The organism is Arthrobacter alpinus, from assembly GCF_001445575.1.
Classification (GTDB): Bacteria; Actinomycetota; Actinomycetes; order Actinomycetales; family Micrococcaceae; genus Specibacter; species Specibacter alpinus_C.
In genome coordinates this window covers 90,432-110,714 of the sequence record NZ_CP013200.1, presented here as the reverse complement: position 1 = coordinate 110,714, position 20,283 = coordinate 90,432, and the positions used below count along the sequence as shown (strand labels likewise).

General features: G+C 60.7%; 16 protein-coding genes, 2 tRNA genes and 1 pseudogene. 11 read left to right on the top strand and 8 right to left on the bottom strand.

Annotated features, from left to right (window positions below; genetic code table 11):
• Positions 1-264 precede the first annotated feature (264 nt).
• Both AS189_RS00425 and AS189_RS00420 read left to right on the top strand, forming a co-directional pair.
• Positions 265-1,002, top strand: coding sequence for an alpha/beta fold hydrolase (locus tag AS189_RS00425; RefSeq protein ID WP_062285463.1), 738 nt, complete (start codon positions 265-267; stop codon positions 1,000-1,002).
• Positions 999-1,757 carry an esterase/lipase family protein gene (locus AS189_RS00420; protein ID WP_062285461.1) on the top strand — a complete coding sequence of 253 codons (759 nt, stop codon included), beginning with the start codon at positions 999-1,001 and terminating at the stop codon, positions 1,755-1,757. Before AS189_RS00425 ends, AS189_RS00420 begins: the two co-directional genes overlap by 4 nt.
• A gap of 93 nt (positions 1,758-1,850) precedes the next feature.
• On the opposite strand, the gene AS189_RS00415 is transcribed toward AS189_RS00420, so the two are convergent.
• Positions 1,851-1,923: transfer RNA gene (locus AS189_RS00415), tRNA-Arg, on the bottom strand.
• A gap of 112 nt (positions 1,924-2,035) precedes the next feature.
• Positions 2,036-2,108 (bottom strand) — tRNA-Arg (locus tag AS189_RS00410).
• Between the two features lie 282 nt (positions 2,109-2,390).
• Here AS189_RS00410 and AS189_RS00405 point away from each other — a divergent pair.
• Positions 2,391-4,219, top strand: a pseudogene (locus AS189_RS00405) (phosphoenolpyruvate carboxykinase (GTP)).
• A gap of 160 nt (positions 4,220-4,379) precedes the next feature.
• Here the strand turns inward: AS189_RS00405 and AS189_RS00400 are convergent.
• The 4 genes from AS189_RS00400 to AS189_RS00385 all read right to left on the bottom strand — a co-directional run bounded on the left by AS189_RS00400 (position 4,380) and on the right by AS189_RS00385 (position 8,052).
• Positions 4,380-5,552 carry a globin domain-containing protein gene (locus tag AS189_RS00400; RefSeq protein ID WP_062285460.1) on the bottom strand — a complete coding sequence of 391 codons (1,173 nt, stop codon included), beginning with the start codon at positions 5,550-5,552 and terminating at the stop codon, positions 4,380-4,382.
• A 109-nt stretch (positions 5,553-5,661) separates the two neighbouring features.
• On the bottom strand, positions 5,662-6,069 hold the full coding sequence (locus AS189_RS00395) for an Rrf2 family transcriptional regulator (protein WP_237759935.1): 408 nt from the start codon (positions 6,067-6,069) through the stop codon (positions 5,662-5,664).
• Between the two features lie 45 nt (positions 6,070-6,114).
• A complete protein-coding gene (locus AS189_RS00390; protein WP_062285456.1) occupies positions 6,115-6,570 on the bottom strand; it encodes a hypothetical protein in 456 nt (151 codons plus the stop codon).
• 63 nt (positions 6,571-6,633) lie between these two features.
• Positions 6,634-8,052 (bottom strand): phosphomannomutase/phosphoglucomutase, encoded by a 1,419-nt coding sequence (locus AS189_RS00385; RefSeq protein WP_062285455.1) that lies wholly within the window; start codon positions 8,050-8,052, stop codon positions 6,634-6,636.
• Positions 8,053-8,150: 98 nt separating this feature from the next.
• On the opposite strand from AS189_RS00385, the gene AS189_RS00380 reads away from it, so the two are divergent.
• Positions 8,151-10,400 (top strand): RecQ family ATP-dependent DNA helicase, encoded by a 2,250-nt coding sequence (locus AS189_RS00380; protein WP_237759934.1) that lies wholly within the window; start codon positions 8,151-8,153, stop codon positions 10,398-10,400.
• A gap of 200 nt (positions 10,401-10,600) precedes the next feature.
• Here the strand turns inward: AS189_RS00380 and AS189_RS00375 are convergent, their stop codons facing one another.
• Positions 10,601-11,356 carry an SDR family NAD(P)-dependent oxidoreductase gene (locus AS189_RS00375; RefSeq protein ID WP_062285453.1) on the bottom strand — a complete coding sequence of 252 codons (756 nt, stop codon included), beginning with the start codon at positions 11,354-11,356 and terminating at the stop codon, positions 10,601-10,603.
• A complete protein-coding gene (locus tag AS189_RS00370) occupies positions 11,357-12,244 on the bottom strand; it encodes a fumarylacetoacetate hydrolase family protein (RefSeq protein ID WP_062285451.1) in 888 nt (295 codons plus the stop codon).
• A 221-nt stretch (positions 12,245-12,465) separates the two neighbouring features.
• Here AS189_RS00370 and AS189_RS00365 point away from each other — a divergent pair, with 221 nt between their 5' ends.
• The 7 genes from AS189_RS00365 (at position 12,466) to AS189_RS00335 (ending at position 20,219) form a co-directional block, all read left to right on the top strand.
• Positions 12,466-13,848 (top strand): L-fuconate dehydratase, encoded by a 1,383-nt coding sequence (locus tag AS189_RS00365; RefSeq protein ID WP_082633910.1) that lies wholly within the window; start codon positions 12,466-12,468, stop codon positions 13,846-13,848.
• 4 nt (positions 13,849-13,852) lie between these two features.
• Positions 13,853-15,193 carry an alpha-L-fucosidase gene (locus tag AS189_RS00360; protein ID WP_062285449.1) on the top strand — a complete coding sequence of 447 codons (1,341 nt, stop codon included), beginning with the start codon at positions 13,853-13,855 and terminating at the stop codon, positions 15,191-15,193.
• A 38-nt stretch (positions 15,194-15,231) separates the two neighbouring features.
• Positions 15,232-15,546 carry an L-rhamnose mutarotase gene (locus AS189_RS00355; protein ID WP_062285447.1) on the top strand — a complete coding sequence of 105 codons (315 nt, stop codon included), beginning with the start codon at positions 15,232-15,234 and terminating at the stop codon, positions 15,544-15,546.
• On the top strand, positions 15,543-16,517 hold the full coding sequence (locus tag AS189_RS00350; RefSeq protein WP_337589188.1) for an aldo/keto reductase: 975 nt from the start codon (positions 15,543-15,545) through the stop codon (positions 16,515-16,517). The genes AS189_RS00355 and AS189_RS00350 overlap by 4 nt, the downstream gene beginning before the upstream one ends.
• Positions 16,510-17,409 (top strand): amidohydrolase family protein, encoded by a 900-nt coding sequence (locus tag AS189_RS00345; RefSeq protein WP_129587105.1) that lies wholly within the window; start codon positions 16,510-16,512, stop codon positions 17,407-17,409. Before AS189_RS00350 ends, AS189_RS00345 begins: the two co-directional genes overlap by 8 nt.
• Positions 17,410-17,630: 221 nt before the next feature.
• Positions 17,631-19,178, top strand: coding sequence for a sugar ABC transporter ATP-binding protein (locus AS189_RS00340; RefSeq protein ID WP_062285443.1), 1,548 nt, complete (start codon positions 17,631-17,633; stop codon positions 19,176-19,178).
• Between the two features lie 18 nt (positions 19,179-19,196).
• The gene (locus AS189_RS00335; RefSeq protein WP_062285441.1) at positions 19,197-20,219 is read left to right on the top strand and encodes an ABC transporter permease; all 1,023 of its coding nucleotides are present in this window, start codon (positions 19,197-19,199) and stop codon (positions 20,217-20,219) included.
• Positions 20,220-20,283: the final 64 nt, after the last annotated feature.

Here is a 20,283-nt window from a genome sequence, read left to right as displayed (position 1 = left end):
CGCAGTTGTGGGCCCAGCCGGCTCCGCAAAAACAATCGCTGACGCGATTTGCCGGGAACTTGGCGAGCGTGGGCCCAAATTCAGATGCTCCCAACTAACAGCCGCTGGCGCGTCTGTTAGTTGGGTCCCTCGCAGTTGTGGGCCCAGCCGGCTCCGCAAAAACAATCGCTGACGCGATTTGCCGGGAACTTGGCGAGCGTGGGCCCAAATCCAGCTGCGCCGCGAAAAAACAGTGGCGGGTACATCTAGGCCATACTGTGATGCATGACTGTGCGAAAAGTTGTCCTGGGTGAGCATGAAATCATCACCACTGACACCGACAAAGGGGCCGCCCGTACTTTTCTGCTGGTCCACGGCATTGGCATGGGCATCTCCTACTTCGCCCAGCTCAGCTCCGAACTGGAATCCTACGGCCGGGTGGTTGCCATTGACCTGCCAGGCTTTGGTGACGCAGCCGAACCGGTTGAAGCGATGACCATGGCCCAGATGGGTGCCCTGCTCATCGAGTTCGTTGAGGCAGAAAATCTCGGTAGACCGGTATTGGTGGGCCATTCCATGGGTACTCAGGTAGCTGCCGAGGCGGCGGCCCAGCGCCCGGATCTGTTCCCGGAGTTGATCCTGGTAGCTCCCACGGTCAACCGCTCCGAGCGCACTATTAGGCGGCAGTCGTGGCGGATGATGCAGGATCTCTTTGGCGAGAGCCCCAGCGTCATTTCCCTTGGAGTGAAGAATTACACCAAGACCGGTCCTCGCTGGTTCGTCAAAAAGCTCCGGAACATGATGGTCCACACCATCGAGGACACCCTCCCGCAGATTCAGGCGCACACGCTGGTGATTCGGGGCAGCCGCGACCGCATCTGTCCGCGAAGCTGGGTAGAAGAAGTCACGGCACTGATCCCGGACGCCACCATGGAGGAAGTCCCCGGGCGCGGCCACGAAACAATGGTCAAGGACGGTGCCTGCGTGGCCGAATATATTGTGGCTCATGTAGGCGCTGCATGACATCCCTGAAGCGGCTGGGTTGGTGGGCGCTGGACTACATCTATGCCGGCTGGCAGCAGCTCGCATCGCTCTTCCGGTCCGCAGTCCCTGACCGCTACAGCGAGGGGAATTTGGTGCTGCCGGCGATAGTGCTCCTGCCGGGCGTGTACGAGGGCTGGCTGTTCTTGGAACCTGCTGCCTCCAGGCTGAATGCACTGGGCTTCCGCGTCTTTTCCGTCCCTGAGCTGGGATTGAACCGCCGGCCTGTGCCAGAAGCCGCAGCCTCGGTAGCCAAGTTTCTCGCCAAGCTGGGGGAGTCGCACGGTATTACCGAGTGCATTCTCTTGGCGCACAGCAAGGGTGGTCTGATTGGCAAGCGTGCCATGCTTGATGCCGTACTTTGCCCTGATATCTCGCTGAAGTACGACGCCGGAACACCAGTCCCAGCCCCACCCGCCCCAGTAGAGGTACTTGGGCTCGTGGCGGTGGCAACCCCATTTTCCGGTTCGCCCTATGCCAAGTACTTGCTGTCACGGACCTTGCGCGATTTCTCGCCCGTCGATGCCGTACTGCTGGCGTTGCAGGCGGACACCGCGCTCAACCACAAGATTGTCTCAATTTATCCGGAGTTTGACCCACACATCCCCGGTGGGAGTGCGCTGGCCGGAGCGGTCAACATTGAGCTGCCCATCGCAGGTCATTTCCGCACGCTCCACGATGAAACCCTCCTGGACGCCGTGACGCATGCGGTGCAGGGGCTCGCTGCGGAGGCCTAAATGCTTCGCCAGCGTGGTGAAACATCAGCGACCGCTGCAGGGACGGTTAAACGAGAAGAGTCCCAAGCCGAAGCTTGGGACTCTTTCATCAAGTGCGCGCGAAGGGACTCGAACCCCCAACCTCCTGATCCGTAGTCAGGTGCTCTATCCATTGAGCTACGCACGCATATTCAATTACTTTGTTGACCTTCCAGTCAACGGTAGCTCCAACCCTACTGGGTCAAGCCGGTGTTAAACGAAAGATTCCCATGCCGAAGCTTGGGAGCCTGCCGTATAAGTGCGCGCGAAGGGACTCGAACCCCCAACCTCCTGATCCGTAGTCAGGTGCTCTATCCATTGAGCTACGCACGCATATTTAGTTTCTTTGTTGGCCTTGCGACCGTGAATAACTATAACCCGACTTTGTTCCACGGCACAAATTGAGGGCGATCCAAACCTCCGTGTTCCCAGACACTGGACCGGTCTAGGTGATCTGGATCACAAATGGGTTCGATAACAAACCTGAAAAACCCCGGAAAGTCGGGAAACTTACGTGCGTCCGAAGCAATACATCCCATGTCCAATGCTCAAGACTGCCGAAAAACGAGCCATAGCATTTAGACATCACCTACCCACCCAATGAAGGGCAACACAATGGGCAACGCGCCAGTGCAGGAATCCGTTGAGCAGGCAATGACTACCCACGAGGGCCTCGCCGCCTGGGTAGCTGAGGTTGCAGCTTTGACCTTGCCGGAGAGCATCCGCTGGGTAGACGGGTCTGCGCAGGAATATGCCCTGTTGACGGACGACCTGGTGAATGAAGGTACCTTCACTCGCCTGAACCCGGAACTTTTCCCCAATTCCTTCGCAGCATTCTCGGACCCCAAAGATGTGGCCCGAGTAGAGGACCGCACCTTCATCTGCTCCGAAAAGGAGCGCGACGCCGGCTTCACCAACAACTGGATGGATCCAGCCGCCATGAAGGAGATCCTCAACGAGCGCTTCGCCGGCAGCATGCGCGGACGCACCATGTACGTCATCCCCTTCGTCATGGGACCGCTCGACGCGCAGGACCCCAAGTTCGGCGTGGAGATCACTGACTCCGCCTACGTTGTTGCCTCCATGCGCATCATGGCCACCATCGGCACCGACGTTCTCCGCAAGATCGAGGACACCAACGCCTTCTTCGTCCCGGCACTGCACTCCGTAGGAGCCCCGCTGGCTGACGGCGAAAAGGACGTTGCCTGGCCCTGCAACGATGAGAAGTGGATTGTCCACTTCCCTGAAGAGCGCTCCATCTTCTCCTTCGGCTCCGGCTACGGCGGAAACGCCTTGCTGGGCAAGAAGTGCTTTGCCCTGCGCATTGCCTCCGTCATGGCCCGGGATGAGGGATGGCTTGCAGAGCACATGCTGATCCTCAAGCTCACCAGCCCCGAGCAGAAGACCTACCATGTGGCTGCGGCGTTCCCCTCGGCCTGCGGCAAGACCAACCTGGCGCTGCTGGAACCGACCATCCCCGGATGGAAGGCCGAAACTCTGGGCGATGACATCAACTGGATGCGCTTCGGTAAGGAGGGTGAGCTGCGTGCAGTGAACCCCGAAGCTGGCTTGTTCGGCGTGGCTCCCGGTACCGGCTGGGCCACCAACCCCAACGCCATGGCCGCGATTGTCAAGGGCAACTCCATCTTCACCAATGTGGCCCTGACTGACGACGGCGGCGTGTGGTGGGAGGGCATGACCACCGAAGTGCCCGCTCACCTGACTGATTGGGAGGGTCATGACTGGACGCCGGCTGCCGGCCGCACGGCTGCGCACCCCAACTCCCGTTTCGCCACCCCGATCGACCAGGTGGACATGTTGTCCAAGGACTACTTCAACACCGAGGGTGTTGAAATCAACGCCATCCTCTTCGGTGGTCGCCGCAAGACCACCATCCCTCTCATTACCGAGGCTCGCAGCTGGACCAACGGGATCTTCATGGGCTCAACGCTTTCTTCTGAAACCACTGCTGCCGCCACGGGTGCCGTGGGCGTTGTTCGCCGCGACCCCATGGCCATGCTGCCGTTCATCGGCTACGACGCAGGAGACTACCTCAAGCACTGGATCAGCCTCTCGGCCAAGGCCAACCAGGCCCGGCTGCCCAAGATCTTCTTGGTCAACTGGTTCCGCCGCACTGAATCTGGCGGATTCGCGTGGCCCGGATTCGGCGAGAATAGCCGCGTGCTCAAGTGGGCCATCGAGCGCATCGAAGGAAAAGCCGACGCCGTAGAGACACCCATCGGATTCATTCCTACCCCGGTGCCATCGACGTCGCCGGTCTGGACGTCACAGCAGCGGACCTGGAAGACGCGCTGAAGGTGGTTCCGGCTGAATGGGATGCCGAGCTCAAGGGTATCGATGAGTGGTACGCCCGCTTCGGTGATTCCCTCCCGGCCGAGCTGTCCGAGGAGTTGCGCACCCTCAAGGAGCGCTTCGCAGCCTAGCTTTAAAGGCAACGACACCTAAGCGCTGGGGCGGCGTCACCTAACTACAGCGATGGCGCCACGGTTCCCGGAGCGGGGATGGATTTTCAAGGTCGCTCAGCGACCGAGGAAATCTTACTGCCCGCGAGGGAACTGTGGCGCCATCAGCAGTTGCGGTAAGTTAGGAGGCGGCGCCTGCGAGCCACAGGTCCGGGCCGAAGACCTCATAGTGGATTTTGGTGGACGGGATGCCCGCCTCGATGGCCTGGTTCCGAATGGCCTTCATGAACGGCAGCGGGCCGCAGACGTACATGGATGCGTTGGCTGGCAAATCCAGGCCCTCCAAGGTCATGAATCCCTTGTGGTGACCGGCGGTGGGTTCCTCCAACCAAAGCTGCAACTGTGCCCCGTCAATGGCCGCAACATCGGCCGTCATCTGGTCCCGCAGCGCCCATGCCTGAAGATTCTTCTCCGCATGCAGTACCAAAACCTCGCGGTCCAAGCCAGCCGTGGCCAGCGCACGCAGCGCCGATGCGGAGGGGGTGCAGCCGATCCCTGCCGTAGCAAAGACAACCGGGCCCTCGCCGTCGAGCGTCACATCGCCGTAAGGATTGGAAAGCTCCACCACGTCCCCTATCTGTACATCTCGGTGCAGCACGGGCGAAACCTCGCCGCCGTCGTCGCGCTTGGTGGTGAACACGCGCCGAGTGGTGGACTCCACGTCGGCGGACAGTGAGTACTGGCGGCACTGGAGAAGACCGTCAGGCAAGGCCACCTTGACGCTGACAAACTGGCCGGGGCGGGCAACGGTGACGGCGGTGTCATCGGCAGGCTCCAGCACAAAGGTCATGGAATCGGTGCCGGCCGGATTCTTCTCAACCACTGTCCATGGCATCCACATCTTGTCATTGGCCTGCAGGGCGTAAAGGCCCTTCTCAATCTTGATCAAGGCGTTGGCCATGAGCCAGTAGACCTCAGTCCAGGCCTCGGCGATTTCGGCAGTAATGACGTCTGCGAGTTCTTCGGCGATGGCCTCGAACAGGTACTTGTACACGATTTGGTACTGGTCTTCGGTGATGCCCAATGACGTGTGCTTGTGGGCGATGCGGCTGAGCAGCTGCTCGGGGATGATGTTCGGGTTGGCCACCAGAGCTGAGGCGAAGCCGGCAATGGAACCGGCCAGAGCCTTCTGCTGCTCACCGTTGTTTTGGTTTGCCCGGCTGAACAATCCGTCCAGAAGTTCCGGGTGCGCGGTGAGCATGCGGCTGTAGAAGTTCGGGGTGATGGCGCCTAAGCGTGAGCCCACCAAGGGGAGTGTGGCAACAATCAGCGGTCGCGATTTTTCCGAAAGCATCTTTACTCCTTGGGTAAAAGTCATGGTGACAATTCCAAAGTAGCATTTCAAATGCGAGTTTAAATCTACAATTTCTACCGATCGTAGAAATATGCTGATTTGGCGCGGATCACCCGGGGCGTGATGTGGTTAACATCACAGGCACGGGGCCGTCTGGTGTCTTCCGGGCGAGGCTGTAAATGCTGACATTGTCCAGGGAGGAGTAGAAGGACTCGCGGGCGTGATTCAGGGCGCCGCGCAGACCGCACTCATGAACCAAAGGGCATTCGCCCGTGTCGGTTTGGCATGCGGCAACATCGTTGTGATCATCGAGCACGCGCAGCACACGACCAACGGTGGCGTCCTTGCCGGCAGCGGAGATTCGTACGCCGCCGCTGCGGCCGCGGATGGCCTCGACTAGCCCCATTTGGCGCAATTTGAGCACGGCTTTGCTGACGTGGTTGTAGGGCGTCCCCACCATCTCAGCGAGCTCGCGGGTGGTGGGGAGCTCGGTCTCAGGGGTGGAACTTAACACCATCAAGAGCCTCAGACTGACGTCTGCGAAGGAGTTAATCCGCATGGATCATGCCCAGATCGTGGTCTCGCCAGGCTCCAGGAACGGGTTGCCGAATTCCCATCCGGTAGGTGCCTGACGGTAGGGGCGGACTGCGGAAACACTCACGCCGGTGCTGTGCTCGGCCATCACGTGGATGGCATCGGTGGCGTCGTCTGGCAAATGAATGTCACATACGACGGCGGCAGCACGGTTTTGCTCGCGCTGCTGGCTCAGTGCCTCGAACAGGTCCGCCACCATCTGGTCGGCGTCCAGCTCTTCCTCACCGGCGCCTTCTGCAGCGTTGGAGGAGACGGCCACCAAACTCAGGTCCCCGTCGTTACTCATGACCAAACCCACCGGGAGGAAGGCGCCGTGGGTTTCCAGCTGTTCACCGGCAACTCCTAGGGCGGTGCCCAGGAGCTTGTTCAGGTCATCCTGCACCAGTTGGTCGGCTTCGGACTGTTCGGGGGTGTTCGGCTCCATAGGTACTCCTGTAAAAAGTGGTGCTGGTGTTGGTGTGAAGCGGTGTTGCCGGTCCTGTGGAAGCTACTGGCGCACGAGGTCTAGGACGGCGTCGCGGATGTCCGCCATGGTCACGGCATCCACGGCTTCGGCGTTCAGACGCAGGAAAGGCTCCGTGTTGGAGGCCCGCAGGTTGAACCACCACGTGCCGTCCTTGGCCGTGAAGGTAATGCCATCGAGTTCGTCAACCGCTACATCATCACGTGTGTAGGCTGCGCGGACGCGCGCCACGGCGGCTGGGACATCGGCCAGCTGGGAGTTGATCTCGCCACTGGACACGTAGGGCTCGTATTCGCGGCCCAGATCTGACAACGGGCCATCCTGCTCGCCGAGGGCGGCCAGCACATGCATGGCGGCCAGCATCCCGGTATCGGCATTGAAGAAGTCGCGGAAGTAGTAGTGAGCGGAATGCTCGCCACCGAAAACTGCGCCTTCGGCGGCCATGGTGGCCTTGATGAAGGAGTGGCCCACGCGCGTACGGACGGGGCGGCCGCCGTCGTGCGTGATCAGTTCAGGCACCGCACGGGAGGTGATCAGGTTGTGGATCACAGTGGGATGTTCCTCGCCCAAGGCCTTCGCGCGGGCAATTTCGCGCCGAGCCACCAAGGCGGTGACGGCCGACGGCGAAAGCGGAGCCCCCAGCTCATCGATGACGAAGCAGCGGTCAGCGTCGCCGTCGAACGCCAGGCCAATGTCCGCACCATGCTTGACCACGGCTGCCTGCAGGTCCACGAGGTTGGCCGGTTCCAGCGGGTTGGCCGGGTGGTTCGGGAAGGTGCCGTCGAGCTCAAAGTAGAGCGGGATAATCTCGAAAGGCAGGCCCGGGAGCAGGGTGTCGCCCAGAACGGCGGGGGTGGTCATGCCAGCCATCCCGTTGCCGGCGTCAACCACAATTTTCAGAGGGCGCGAGTCGCTCAGGTTTACCAGCTTGCGCAGGTATTCGGAGTAGTCCTTGAGGACATCCGCTGTGCCAATGGTGCCCACAGTGCCGGGGGTGTTCGGGATGCAGTCGCTGAGGTACTGCTGGGCGAGGTCACGGATTTCCGTCAGCCCGGATTCCGAGGAAACGGGGACGGCGCCGGGCTTGGTCATCTTCATGCCGTTGTATTCGGCAGGGTTGTGGCTGGCGGTGAAAACCACGCCAGCGGCATTGAGCACCCCGGATGCGAAGTACAGCTCATCGGTGGAGATCAGGCCCAACAACTGCACATTGGCCCCGCGTCCTGCAGCACCCTCAGCAAAGGCTTGGGAGAACTCGGGGGAGGAGGGGCGCATATCGCCACCAACCAAAATATTTTGGCCTTCCAGGCCCAGCACATCGACGAAAGCAGCACCGACGGCTTTGACGGAGGCGGCGGTGATGGATTGACCCACGATCCCGCGGACGTCATACGCCTTGAAAGAGCTGGACAGGTCAACCGGCGAATTATCTTCAGTAGTCACCCGTCCATCCTACCGCTGGAGACCAAAACGGTGGAGTTATCCACAGCGTGGACTGGGGTGGGGCGTTGCGTGTTGGTGGCCGCTGGAATACTGAGGGTATGACAACACAGCCAGCCCCCGGAATGTCCGCGGCACCCGAGAGTGCCTTTTCAACCGAGAATCGGGACGCGGGCCAGACCGGGAGCCGGGGCGCGAGCCAGGCCCAGAGCCGGGACGAGAGCCAGGCCCAGAGCCGGGGCGAGACCCGGGAGCAAGCTCTGGAAGTGTTGCGCGCCCTGGTGGGCAGAGCGGACGCGGATTTTCATGACGGACAGTATGAAGCCATTGAGGCCCTGGTCGACGCCGGTCGCCGCGCCTTGGTGGTTCAGCGCACCGGCTGGGGAAAATCGGCCGTGTACTTTGTGGCGTCCCTTTTGTTGCGGGGCCGCGGGGCCGGCCCTACCCTGATCGTCTCCCCGCTCTTGGCCTTGATGCGTGATCAGGTTGCCGCTGCCGAGCGTGCCGGGGTGCGGGCCATGGCTATTAACTCCGCCAATGCCACCGAGTGGGGTGAGGTCTCTGCTGCCTTGGCGGCCGATGAGGTGGACGTGTTGCTGGTGTCCCCGGAGCGGTTGACCAACCCGTCGTTCAGGGAGAATCAGCTGCCAACGCTGATTCGCAGAACCGGGTTATTGGTAATTGACGAGGCCCACTGCATCTCTGACTGGGGCCATGACTTCCGTCCGGACTACCGCCGCATTGCGGACCTCATTGCGCAGCTGCCGGCGTCGGTGCCGGTATTGGCCACCACTGCCACGGCCAACTCCCGGGTGGTTGCCGATATTGAAGAGCAGCTGGGCAAGGGCGTGTTCACCATTCGTGGACCGCTGGCCAGGAAATCCCTGCGGTTGGGCGTGCTGCGGCTGGCTGATTCCCGTGACCGGCTCGGTTGGCTACTGACACATCTGGCCGAGCTGCCGGGCAGCGGCATCATTTACACCCTCACTGTTTCCGCCGCTGAGGACACCGCGCGGCTGTTGGCCGGGGCAGGCCACGCGGTGAAGGCTTATACGGGCCGCACCGACACCATGGAACGCGAAGCGTTGGAAGAGGCCCTGAAGAATAACCAGGTGAAGGCGCTGGTGGCCACGAGCGCTCTGGGCATGGGCTTCGACAAACCAGACTTGGGATTCGTTGTTCACTTGGGAGCGCCGTCGTCCCCGGTCGCCTACTACCAACAGGTGGGCCGTGCCGGCCGTGGGAGTGCGAACGCCGACGTGTTGCTCCTGCCCGGCAGCGAAGATGCTGACATTTGGCGCTACTTTGCCACGGCCTCCATGCCGGCCCAAGACAAGGCCATGGCGGTGCTGTCCACACTGGGCGAATCGCCCAAAGCCATGTCCACGCCCGCGCTGGAAGCCAGAGTTGATTTACGCCGGACCCCGCTGGAGCTGCTGTTGAAGGTCCTTGCCGTGGATGGCGCCGTCCGCAGGGTCTCCGGTGGCTGGGAATCCACGGGACAACCGTGGGTTTATGACGAGGAGCGGTACCGCCGCATAGCCCAGGCGCGGGTGGATGAGCAGCAGTCCATGGTGGAATACGAACGCATGTCCGGCTGCCGCATGGAGTATTTGGCAGCCGCACTCGATGACGAAACCGCAGCGCCATGCGGGCGGTGCGATAACTGTACTGGCCGTTGGTTCAGTGGCGAAGTGGTCTCCAGTGCTGCTGAGGCGGCTGGCGAGTCACTGCGTCATGCCGGGCTGCCCTTGGACCCGCGGGCCATGTGGCCCACCGGAATGGACAAGTTGGGTGTTCCCGTCAAGGGCAAACTCAAGGCCGGTGAATTGGTCTCCGGCGGACGGATACTGGCCCGGCTCAGCGATCTTGGATGGGGCAACTCCCTGCGGAGCATGTTCGCCGCCGAGGCGCCGGATGCCCCACTTGAAACGGGCATGGCCCAAGCCGTAGTGGCAGTGCTGCGCGAGTGGGGTCAGCACGGCTGGGAAGGATCGGGACGTCCGGTCGCCGTGGTTTCCATGCCCTCGCGTACCAAGCCGGTGCTGCTGCAATCATTTGCTCAGGCCATTTGTGAGATTGGCAGGCTGCCGTACCTCGGCGAGATGTCGCTGGAATTCGGTGGGCCCACTGGCCAGCGCGGCGGCAACAGTGCTTACCGTTTGGCCGGGGTGTGGGACCGTTTTGCCGTTGGTCCGGAGCTTGCTGCTGCGCTCGGCGCCCATCCGGGCCCGGTACTCCTGCTCGATGATTTGGTGGACAGCCGCTGGAGCCTCACCGTAGCCGGCCGAGCCCTGCGAAGTGCCGGAGCTGCGCAAGTTCTGCCGCTGGTCTTGGCCCAGGCCGGCTGACACCCCAACGCCGCATCACTTTCCGGCGTGTTTTCGGCAGCGCCGCATCATGTTCCGGCCAGTTTTGTGCAACGCCGCATCACTTCCTGCCCATTTTTGGCATCGCGTCTCCATCAGAGAGGGAGCGTAATGGGATTAACCCCGGAAGGTGATGCGGCGTTGGTTAAAAACGGCCGGAAGGTGATGCAGCGTTGGAGGTGTTATCCCACGGGACGTAGGCGCAGAGCCTGCATGCCGCCGTCTACAGCAATGGACGTTCCGGAAGTGGAGCCTGACAGCGGGCTGGCCAGGTAGGCCACGGCGCCGGCAACTTCATCGGCGGTGACCATGCGGCCATGCGGCTGCCGGGCGTTGAGCGCCGCGCGCTCGGCGGCGGGGTCATCGGCCTGAGAGAGCAGACGGCCAATCCAAGGGGTGTCTGCGGTGCCGGGGTTAACGGCGTTGACGCGGATGCCTTCACGGAGGTGGTCGGCGGCCATGGCCTGGGTCAGTGACAACACTGCGCCCTTGGTTGCCGAATAGAGGGCACGTGCGGGCAGGCCCGCCGTCGCCGCGATGGAGGAAATGTTCACAATGGCGGCGCTGGAGGACTGGCGCAGGTGCGGCAGTGCGGCGCGTGAAACGCGGACCATGCCCACTACGTTGATGTTCCACACGCGAGCCCATTCCTCGTCGTCGTTGTCTTCCACGGATCCGATGGCGCCGATGCCAGCGTTGTTCACAACAATGTCCACGCCGCCAAACGCCTCAACGGTGCCAGCGATGGCAGCCACCACCGAGGCGTCCTCGGAGACGTCGCAGGCAAATCCGAGCTGGCCCTCGGGGAGGTCATTCGGGTTCAGATCCAGGACGGCAATCTGTGCGCCCATGGACTGCAACTTGGCTGCAATGGCTGCGCCAATACCCGATGCGCCGCCGGTGACAACTGCTGTGAGAGTGGAAAGTTCCTGGCTCATTTATGCCTCCTGGCTGGTGGTGGCGCCGACGCGGAAGAATTCCTGACGCTGGCGACCCAGACCGTCAATTTCAACCTCGACGACGTCGCCGTCCTGGATGTAGGGGAAGCGACCCGAGAGGGCCACACCTTCGGGTGTCCCGGTCAAAATGACGTCGCCGGCCTCAAGCACCATGTACTGGCTCAGGTGGTGGATGGCAGTGGGCACATCGAAGATCAGATCTGCTGTGTTGGAATCCTGCCGGGGTTCACCATTAACCCAGCTGCGCAAACGCAGATTGTTGCCGTCAACCTCGTCGGCGGGCACAAACCACGGCCCCAGAGGGGTGGACTTGGGCAAGGACTTGCCCTTGGTCCACTGGCCAGCCGCGCCGGGAAGCTGGTATTCGCGTTCGGAAAGGTCGTTGGCAATCACGTAACCAGCCACGGCACCAGCGGCTTCTTCGAGCGATGAAAGGTAGCTGACCTCGCGGCCGATCACGACGCCCAGCTCAACTTCCCAATCGTATTTTTGGGCCAGTGGGGGAAGGGGAGCGGCGTCGTACGGGCCGGTCACGGTGTTGTTCGGTTTCAAGAAGACCACGGGAATGGTGGGCGGCTGGGCACCTGACTCGGCTGCGTGCGCGGCGTAGTTCATGCCGATGCAGATGACGTTATTGGGGCGGGCGACGGGGGAGCCGATGCGCAGTCCAGCAGCATTCGCAAGAATCGGCAGCGAGCCGTTATTCAGCGCTTTGCGCAGTGCACTCAGGCCATCGTTGGCCAGGAATGCTCCGTCGATCTCGGCTGTCAGGGAGCGTGCATCGTAGCTTTGCTCGGTTCCGTTGGAATCGGTGGCAATGACCACGGGAATTTCCTGGCCCGGATCGCCAAGGCGTGCAATCTTCATGAAATTCATATCCTCTACGTACCACCGCGATGAGTGCGGTGCCTGGTGTTGATGCGCATCCTAGGACGTTAACATCGGAACTTTGTTGCCACTTTACCCACATCTTGCCAGCATTTCAGCATTGAGTCCCATATTGACAGGCGAAACATCGGATGTTTAGCTAGAACTAACTTTTTCATCCTCTTCTAACCTCTTCTAACTTCTTTGACAGGGAGCAGCCCGTGAGCACCATCATCGCCGTGGAAACTAGTGACGTGCGTTTTCCAACCTCACGTGACTTGGATGGCTCCGACGCCATGAACCCGGATCCGGACTATTCAGCCGCCTATCTGCGAGTGGTTACTGACAGCGACGACGGCCACGAAGGCCACGGCTTTGTGTTCACCATTGGCCGCGGCAATGACGTGGAGACGGCAGCCATCAAGGCGCTGACCCCGTACTTGTTGGGTCGCAATGCCGAAGAGATCCTCGCCGACATGGGCCGGACGTGGAAGGAACTCACCCACGATTCGCAACTGCGCTGGCTGGGCCCGGAAAAGGGTGTCATGCACATGGCTATCGGTGCCGTTGTCAACGCCTTGTGGGACCTGAAGTCCAAGCGTGCCGGCCTGCCGTTATGGCAGCTGCTGGCCGCCATGAGCCCGGAAGAACTCGTTGACCTGGTTGACTTCCGCTATCTCACCGATGCCCTGACTCGGGATGAAGCGCTGGAGATCCTGAACGCAGCACTGCCCGGCCGCGCCGAGCGCACCGCGACGATGCTGGCCGAAGGCTACCCCGGCTACACCACCACCCCCGGATGGTTGGGCTACTCGGATGAGAAGCTCACTCGCCTGGCCAAGGAAGCTGTAGCCGACGGCTTCAAGCAGATCAAGCTCAAGGTGGGCGCCGATCTAGCCGATGACGTGCGCCGCCTTCGGACCGCACGCGCCGCCGTCGGGCCTGATATTAAGGTGGCTGTCGACGCCAATCAGCGCTGGGATGTCCAGGAGGCTATCGAGTGGATGAGCCATTTGGCGCCCTTCGATATTGCCTGGATTGAAGAGCCCACCAGCCCCGATGACATTTTGGGCCATGCAGCCATTGCCCGCGGCGTTGCCCCGATCCCGGTGGCCACCGGCGAGCACGTGCAGAACCGTGTGGTGTTCAAGCAGATGCTGCAGGCAGACTCCCTCCAGGTGCTGCAGATTGATGCCGCCCGCGTGGCCGGAGTCAACGAGAACGTGGCCATTTTGCTGCTGGCCGCCAAATTCGGCGTCCGCGTCTGCCCCCATGCCGGCGGCGTAGGCCTGTGCGAGGCTGTTCAGCACCTGTCCATGTTTGACTTTGTGGCCGTCTCGGGCAAAAAAGATGACCGCATGATTGAGTTCGTCGATCACCTCCACGAACACTTTGTCAACCCGATCGACGTCCACGACGGTTGCTACTGGCCGCCGCTGGCGCCCGGTGGCGGAAGCGAAATGCACGCCGCATCCGTTGCCGAATTCACGTTCCCGGACGGCGGATTCTGGGTTGCTGACGCCGCCAAGGTCGCTGCGGCCGACGCAGCCGCAGCCGCCGCGGCCGACGCAGCGAAAGCGGAATCAGCCAAGGAACTGGTCTAGACCCATGACGCCGTCGGCAGCCCCCGCCCAAGTTGTCATCGGGCATGCACCCTGGTTTACCGAGGAGCGATTCGGCATGTTTGTACACTGGGGGCTGTATTCCCTCGCGGCACGCCATGAGTGGGTCAGGTACCGGGAAAACATGAGTGCAGGGGAGTACAACAAGTACTTTGAGCACTTCGATCCGGACCTGTATGACCCTCGCGAGTGGGCTGCCGCGGCAAAGAATGCTGGCATGAAGTATGTGGTGCTGACCACCAAGCACCACGACGGTTTTGCCTTGTGGGATTCTGCTCTCACCGAGTACAAATCCACCAACACCCCGTGCGGGCAGGACCTGCTCACCCCGTACGTGGAAGCGCTGCGCGAGGCCGGGCTGAAGGTGGGTTTCTACCACTCGCTCATCGATTGGCACCACCCGGACTTCACCATTGACGGCAATCACGCTGACCGGCTCAACCCGGCGTGGCAGGAACTGAACAAGGGCCGCGACGGTGCCAGGTACCGCGCGTACCTGCACGGTCAGGTTCGCGAACTGCTCAGCAATTATGGGCAGATCGATTACTTGTTCTTTGACTTTTCCTATCCGGATCAGGCCACTGCCAACCCCGACGGCGGATCCACCTTCTGCGGTAAGGGAGCCTCTGATTGGGGCTCGGTCGAGCTGATGGAGATGATCCGCGAACTTCAGCCAGCCATCATTGTCAACGACAGGCTCGACGTGCCGGGAGACTTTGTTACACCGGAGCAGTACCAGCCGGCTGGTGTCATGGTCAGCGGTGATAAGGAAGTTCCGTGGGAGGCTTGCCAGACACTTAACGGCAGCTGGGGCTATGACCGGGACAATCTGGATTACAAGTCCGCCGATCTGCTCATCCGAATGCTCATTGACGGAGTGTCCAAGGGCGGAAATCTGCTGCTCAATGTTGGCCCCACGGCCCGCGGAGAGATTGATCCGCGGGCAGTGCAGTCGCTAGCTGGCATCGGCGAATGGATGCGCCTCCACAGCAAATCCATTTACGGGGCCGGCGCTGCAGGCCTCCCGGCTCCGCAAGACGGCCGCTTCACACGTCGCGGTAACAGACTGTACCTACATCTTTTTGCATGGCCGTTCCAGTATGTTCATCTGCCCGGATTGGCCGGAAAGGTCCGCTACGCTCAATTGCTCAACGACGCTTCAGAAATTGCCATGATGGTTCTGGACCCGGGTCAGGCCGCTGGCCATATGACCCCCGCAGGCCAAGCGCCCGGAACATTGACGTTGAAGCTGCCCGTTCAACGCCCCGGAGTCACCGTTCCCGTCATCGAACTTTTCCTCAACCCAGAACTAAACCCAGAACCCTGATCCACCCAGCCCGCAAGACCAGCGAAAGTGACTGTCGCATGAGCCAGAAAATCGCCCTCCATACCCGGTTGAAGCCCGGCAAAGAGGCTGAATATGACACCGTCCATGCCCGTATCAGCGATGATTTAGACGCCGCACTGCGCGCCGCCGGAGTCTCCAGCTGGAATATTTGGCGCAGTGGTCGGGATCTTTTCCATGTGGTGGAAGTTGCCGATTACCAGGCCATGCGCAAGGAATTAGCGCTGGACCCCGTGAACATCGCGTGGCAGGCCGTCATGGCCGAGCTGCTCGAGGTGGAAGATGACTATTCAGGCGATGACATGGGCCTGGCGAAAGTGTGGGAACTGCCGTGAATTCCAATATTCCGCCACTAGGCATGCTGGGGTTCGGTGCCGCCGGCATAGGTAACTTGTACCGAGCCATGGACGACGACGTTGCTGCCGCCGCTTTGGCGGCCGGCTGGGACGCGGGCATCCGCTACTTCGACACGGCACCGCACTACGGGTTGGGCCTGTCCGAACGCCGAGTGGGCGCTTTCCTGTCCACCAAACCGCGCGAAGATTTTGTCATTTCCACCAAGGTGGGCCGCATCCTGGAGCCCGTGGCTAACCCCACCGGAGCCAAGGACGCTGAAGGCTTCGATGTGCCTGCCGACGTAGTGCGCCGCTGGGATCCCTCGGAAGCCGGTATTCGCCGCAGCATTGAGGATTCTCTGGAACGCACCGGGCTGGCGAACATTGACATCGCCTACCTCCATGACCCCGACGTTTACGATCTTCAAGCCGGCATCAAGCAAGCACTGCCCGCTCTTGTAAGACTGCGCGAAGAAGGGCTCGTCAAGGCCATCGGCGTAGGCGCCAACTCTGCTGACGCGTTGCGCGAATGCGTACTCGGCTCGGATCTGGACATCATCATGCTGGCAGGGCGCTACTCATTGTTGGAGCAGCCGGCCGCCGCAGACCTCATGCCGCTGTGTCTGGAGCGCGGTGTCGGCGTAGCTAATGTGGGCGTCTACAACTCGGGTCTCCTGGCCCGCCCGGTGGTGCCGGACGACGCAAACTACAACTACGCCCCCGCCCCCGTCGAGATCTTGACGCGCGCAAAAGCCCTCGCTGCCTGCTGTGACGAGTTCGGCGTCGAACTTCCCGCGGCGGCACTGCAGTTCGCTGTGAGCCACCCGGCCGTCTGCACCGTGGTGGTGGGCGCCTCCAACGCCCGGCAGATCACCGAGACCGCGGCGCGCATGGCGGCGGCGATCCCTGCCGAGCTGTGGACCGCGCTGGTCTCGCGCGGGCTGTTGGACGCGGAGCTTGTCCATGCCTAGTTTGCCCACGTCCAGTATGGTTGCGCCCAACGCAACTGCGCCTCACCCGGCCGAGCCCACACTTCGGGTCGATTCCCACTTGCACCTCTGGGAACTGGCGCCGGGGCAATACTCCTGGCTCCAGCCTGAGCTTGGCGTTCTGTATGACACGTTCACGGCCGAACAAGCTCAGAGCGCACTCTTCGGCGCCGGTGTGAGTGCGGCAATCTTGGTCCAAGCCGACGACACAGCGAGCGAGAATGACGCCATGTTGGCAGCTGCGCAGGCTAACGATTGGATTATTGGTGTTGTCGGCTGGCTGCCGCTCGAGGAGCCGGCGAAGGCTGCGGCGATGTTGGAGAAGTTGCGCGAGAATCCCAAATTCTGTGGCGTCCGGACACTGCTCCATGACGATCCCAGAGCGGACGTTTTGGAGCTAGCCACCGTCCGCGAGACGGTGGCCCTCCTGTCCCGCGAAGGGATTCCCTTTGACGTGCCCAACGCCTTCCCCAGGCATCTGGGTCAGGTGTCGCAGCTGGCCAAGGACTTCCCCGAGTTAACAGTGGTTATTGACCATATGGGGAAGCCACCTCGCGCCGATGCGGCGGCCATGGCTGCTTGGGAGAAGCAGTTGCGCGCGGCGGCGGTCCTGCCCAACACGGTGGCGAAAATGTCAGGCCTGCACGCTAACGGCACTGTCTTCTGCGCCCCAGCGTTGCGCCGGGTCTGGGATGTTGCACTCGAGGCATTCGGGCCGCACCGGCTCATGTTTGGCGGGGATTGGCCTGTCAGTTTGCTCGGTGCCAGCTACGGGGAAACAGTGTCCGTGGCAGGGACCTTGATCGACTCATTGGGGCCGGCCGAGGCCCAAGCGATCTGGTCAGGAACGTGTTACCAAACGTATTATGGATAACATTTCCGTAAACATCGGATGTATTTTGAATATTGGTATCACTTTGTGTCGCAGGTAACATACCATGATGGAAGCGGATTCCCTGATGAGGCCTGTTGGCCCCAGTGAAAGGCTGAAATTACACCTTTTTGGCGATGACGCCTAGGTTCGCTCGTTGACAATAGGCTTCCCAAGAGGTTTGATGTCCGACTTATTGTTTTGAGGCTTGGAAGGGCAGCACATTGAGTAAAAAACTCCTTCGGATATCCGGAGTTAGCAAGAGCTTTCCGGGCGTCAAGGCCTTGTCGGACATGCAGCTGGACCTCGCTCACAATGAGGTCCTGGCGCTTGTGGGCGAAAACGGTGCCGGCAAGTCCACCCTCATGAAGTTGCTCTCCGGTATTTACGTCCCGGATTCCGGCGTCTTTGAAATTGATGGCGAAGAAGTCGCCATCACCGGCACCAAGCATGCTCAAGAGCTGGGTATCAGCATCATCCATCAGGAATTCAACCTGATGCAGGATCTTTCCGTAGCGCAGAATATCTACATTGGCCGCGAACCGCGGGTGGGTGGGTTGTTCCTGAGCGAACGTGCCTTGAACCGCAAGGCCCGCCTGCTCTTTGACCGAATCAACATTGATCTTGACCCTAAAGCACGCGTTGGCGACCTCACTGTAGCCAAGCAGCAGATGGTGGAAATTGCCAAGGCGCTTTCCTATAAATCACGTATCTTGATCATGGATGAGCCCACAGCAGCTCTCAATGATGCCGAAGTTGCTACTTTGCACGATCTCATCCGGACCTTCACCAACGAAGAAACGGGTGTCATCTACATTTCGCATCGCATGGATGAGCTCAAAGCCATCTCCAACCGCATCACCGTCATCCGCGACGGCGAATACATTGACACCGTAAACACAGCCGAAACCACCATGGGTGAGGTCATCAACCTCATGGTGGGCCGGGAAATCTCGGGGAACCAGCGGCCGGCGACCCATACGCCGTCGGACGAGGTGGTCCTGAAGGTCACCGGCTTGTCCACCAAGGATCTTTTGCAGGACATCAGCTTTGAACTGCATAAAGGCGAAATTCTTGGTTTTGCCGGACTCATGGGTGCCGGGCGTACCGAAGTTGCTCGTGCCATTGTTGGCGCTGACAAGATCTCCTCAGGAACCATTGAACTCAATGGCAGCCCGGTCAGCATCAGCAACCCCGCCGTTGCCGCAAGCATGGGCGTTGGTTACCTCTCCGAAGACCGCAAGCATCTGGGCTTGCTGCTGGAGCGAGACGTCAAAGACAACATTGCCCTGAGCTCCTTGAAAATGTTCAGCCGCATGGGCGTCCTCAATGACAAGGCTATGAAATCCACGGCGTCAACGTACATCGACAAACTGCGGATCAAAACTCCTTCCAGTGCGCAGGTGGCCAAGAACCTCTCCGGTGGAAACCAGCAGAAGATCGTTATTGCAAAATGGTTGGTCAAGGATTGCGACATTCTGATTTTTGACGAACCCACACGGGGGATTGACGTGGGGGCCAAGGAAGAGATCTACGCACTCTTGAACGAACTCTTGGTCCAGGGCAAGTCCATCATCATGATTTCCTCGGAACTGCCTGAAGTTCTGCGGCTCTCACACCGCATCGCGGTGATGAGCGAAGGCCGCCTGACTGGCTTCTTGAGCAATGCCGAGGCCAACCAGGAGAACATCATGGCATTGGCAACCTTGAACACTCACAGCGCCGTCCTGGCGCCCCTCCCGTCCTCCAGCGCGCAGCGCTCCACGAAGTAAGAAAGAAAAGGCACACAGATGACCTTGACAAAGGACACTGCGCAAACTGCCAAGATTGCCAGTCATAAACAATCAGAACTCAACACCCGGCTTCGGGCCAGCTTCCAGCAGTTGCTGGCTTTTGCCAGCCTCTTGGCTCTGGTGCTGTTCTTCTCGGTGGCCAGTTCCAACTTCTACCAGGCTGCCAACCTCTCCAACATTCTGCTCTCCACAGTGGTCACCGGGTTGTTGGCTTTGGGAACCACCTTCGTCATCATCACCGGTGGAATCGATCTGTCCATTGGCACGGGTATGACGCTGGCCTCCGTTATGACGGCCGTGTTCATGACACAAATGGGCATGCCCATGATTGTTGGCGTGGTTTGTGGCGTGCTGTTCGGCGCTTTGATGGGTGGCATTAACGGATTCCTGGTGGCGGTCATGAAGATCCCCTCCTTTATTGCCACGCTGGCGATGATGATGGTGGCCGCAGGCCTCGCCTTGGTCATCTCCGGCACCAAGCCGGTCTACACCAATGAGGTTGCGGGCTTCCAGAGCATCTTCGCCTTGGGTAAGTCCATCCCAGGCCTGGTCATTCCTAATGCTGTGTTTATCCTGTTTGCCGCAGCCATTGTGGCCGGACTCCTGCTCTCCAAGACCGTTTTGGGCCGCTACACCTACTCCATCGGCAGCAACGTCCAGGCCACCGCTTTGTCCGGTGTCAATGTGACCAAGTGGACCGTATTGATCTACACGGTTGCGGGGTCCTTCACCGGTCTTGCCGGTGTCATCGCTACGGCCCGCCTGAACTCGGCTCAGCCCGCAGGTGGTGCCGGGTTGGAGCTTCAGGCGATTGCCGCCGTCGTTATTGGCGGAACGTCCCTAGCCGGCGGCAAGGGCTCCATTATCGGCACGGTGATTGGTGCGCTGATCATGTCGGTGCTGACCAACGGCCTGTCCATCATGTCCATCCCGCAGGAATGGCAGCAGGTGGCTGTGGGCGTGGTGATCCTCCTCGCCGTGTACCTGGACATGATGCGCCGCAAGAAGGCCAGTAACTAAGTTTTTACCAGCAATTCCTAGCAGTTTTTCCCCTTGTCAAACGTGTTTCTTACAAAGGAGTTAG

What these genes read in the sequence shown, in the direction of transcription:
- AS189_RS00355 (WP_062285447.1), top strand. Translation starts at nt 15,232, where the DNA reads ATGAGCCAGAAAATCGCCCTCCATACCCGGTTGAAGCCCGGCAAAGAG.
- AS189_RS00380 (WP_237759934.1), top strand. Translation starts at nt 8,151, where the DNA reads ATGACAACACAGCCAGCCCCCGGAATGTCCGCGGCACCCGAGAGTGCC.
- AS189_RS00375 (WP_062285453.1), bottom strand. Translation starts at nt 11,356, where the DNA reads ATGAGCCAGGAACTTTCCACTCTCACAGCAGTTGTCACCGGCGGCGCA.
- AS189_RS00400 (WP_062285460.1), bottom strand. Translation starts at nt 5,552, where the DNA reads ATGCTTTCGGAAAAATCGCGACCGCTGATTGTTGCCACACTCCCCTTG.
- AS189_RS00360 (WP_062285449.1), top strand. Translation starts at nt 13,853, where the DNA reads ATGACGCCGTCGGCAGCCCCCGCCCAAGTTGTCATCGGGCATGCACCC.
- AS189_RS00390 (WP_062285456.1), bottom strand. Translation starts at nt 6,570, where the DNA reads ATGGAGCCGAACACCCCCGAACAGTCCGAAGCCGACCAACTGGTGCAG.
- AS189_RS00370 (WP_062285451.1), bottom strand. Translation starts at nt 12,244, where the DNA reads ATGAAGATTGCACGCCTTGGCGATCCGGGCCAGGAAATTCCCGTGGTC.
- AS189_RS00335 (WP_062285441.1), top strand. Translation starts at nt 19,197, where the DNA reads ATGACCTTGACAAAGGACACTGCGCAAACTGCCAAGATTGCCAGTCAT.
- AS189_RS00425 (WP_062285463.1), top strand. Translation starts at nt 265, where the DNA reads ATGACTGTGCGAAAAGTTGTCCTGGGTGAGCATGAAATCATCACCACT.
- AS189_RS00345 (WP_129587105.1), top strand. Translation starts at nt 16,510, where the DNA reads ATGCCTAGTTTGCCCACGTCCAGTATGGTTGCGCCCAACGCAACTGCG.
- AS189_RS00420 (WP_062285461.1), top strand. Translation starts at nt 999, where the DNA reads ATGACATCCCTGAAGCGGCTGGGTTGGTGGGCGCTGGACTACATCTAT.
- AS189_RS00395 (WP_237759935.1), bottom strand. Translation starts at nt 6,069, where the DNA reads ATGGTGTTAAGTTCCACCCCTGAGACCGAGCTCCCCACCACCCGCGAG.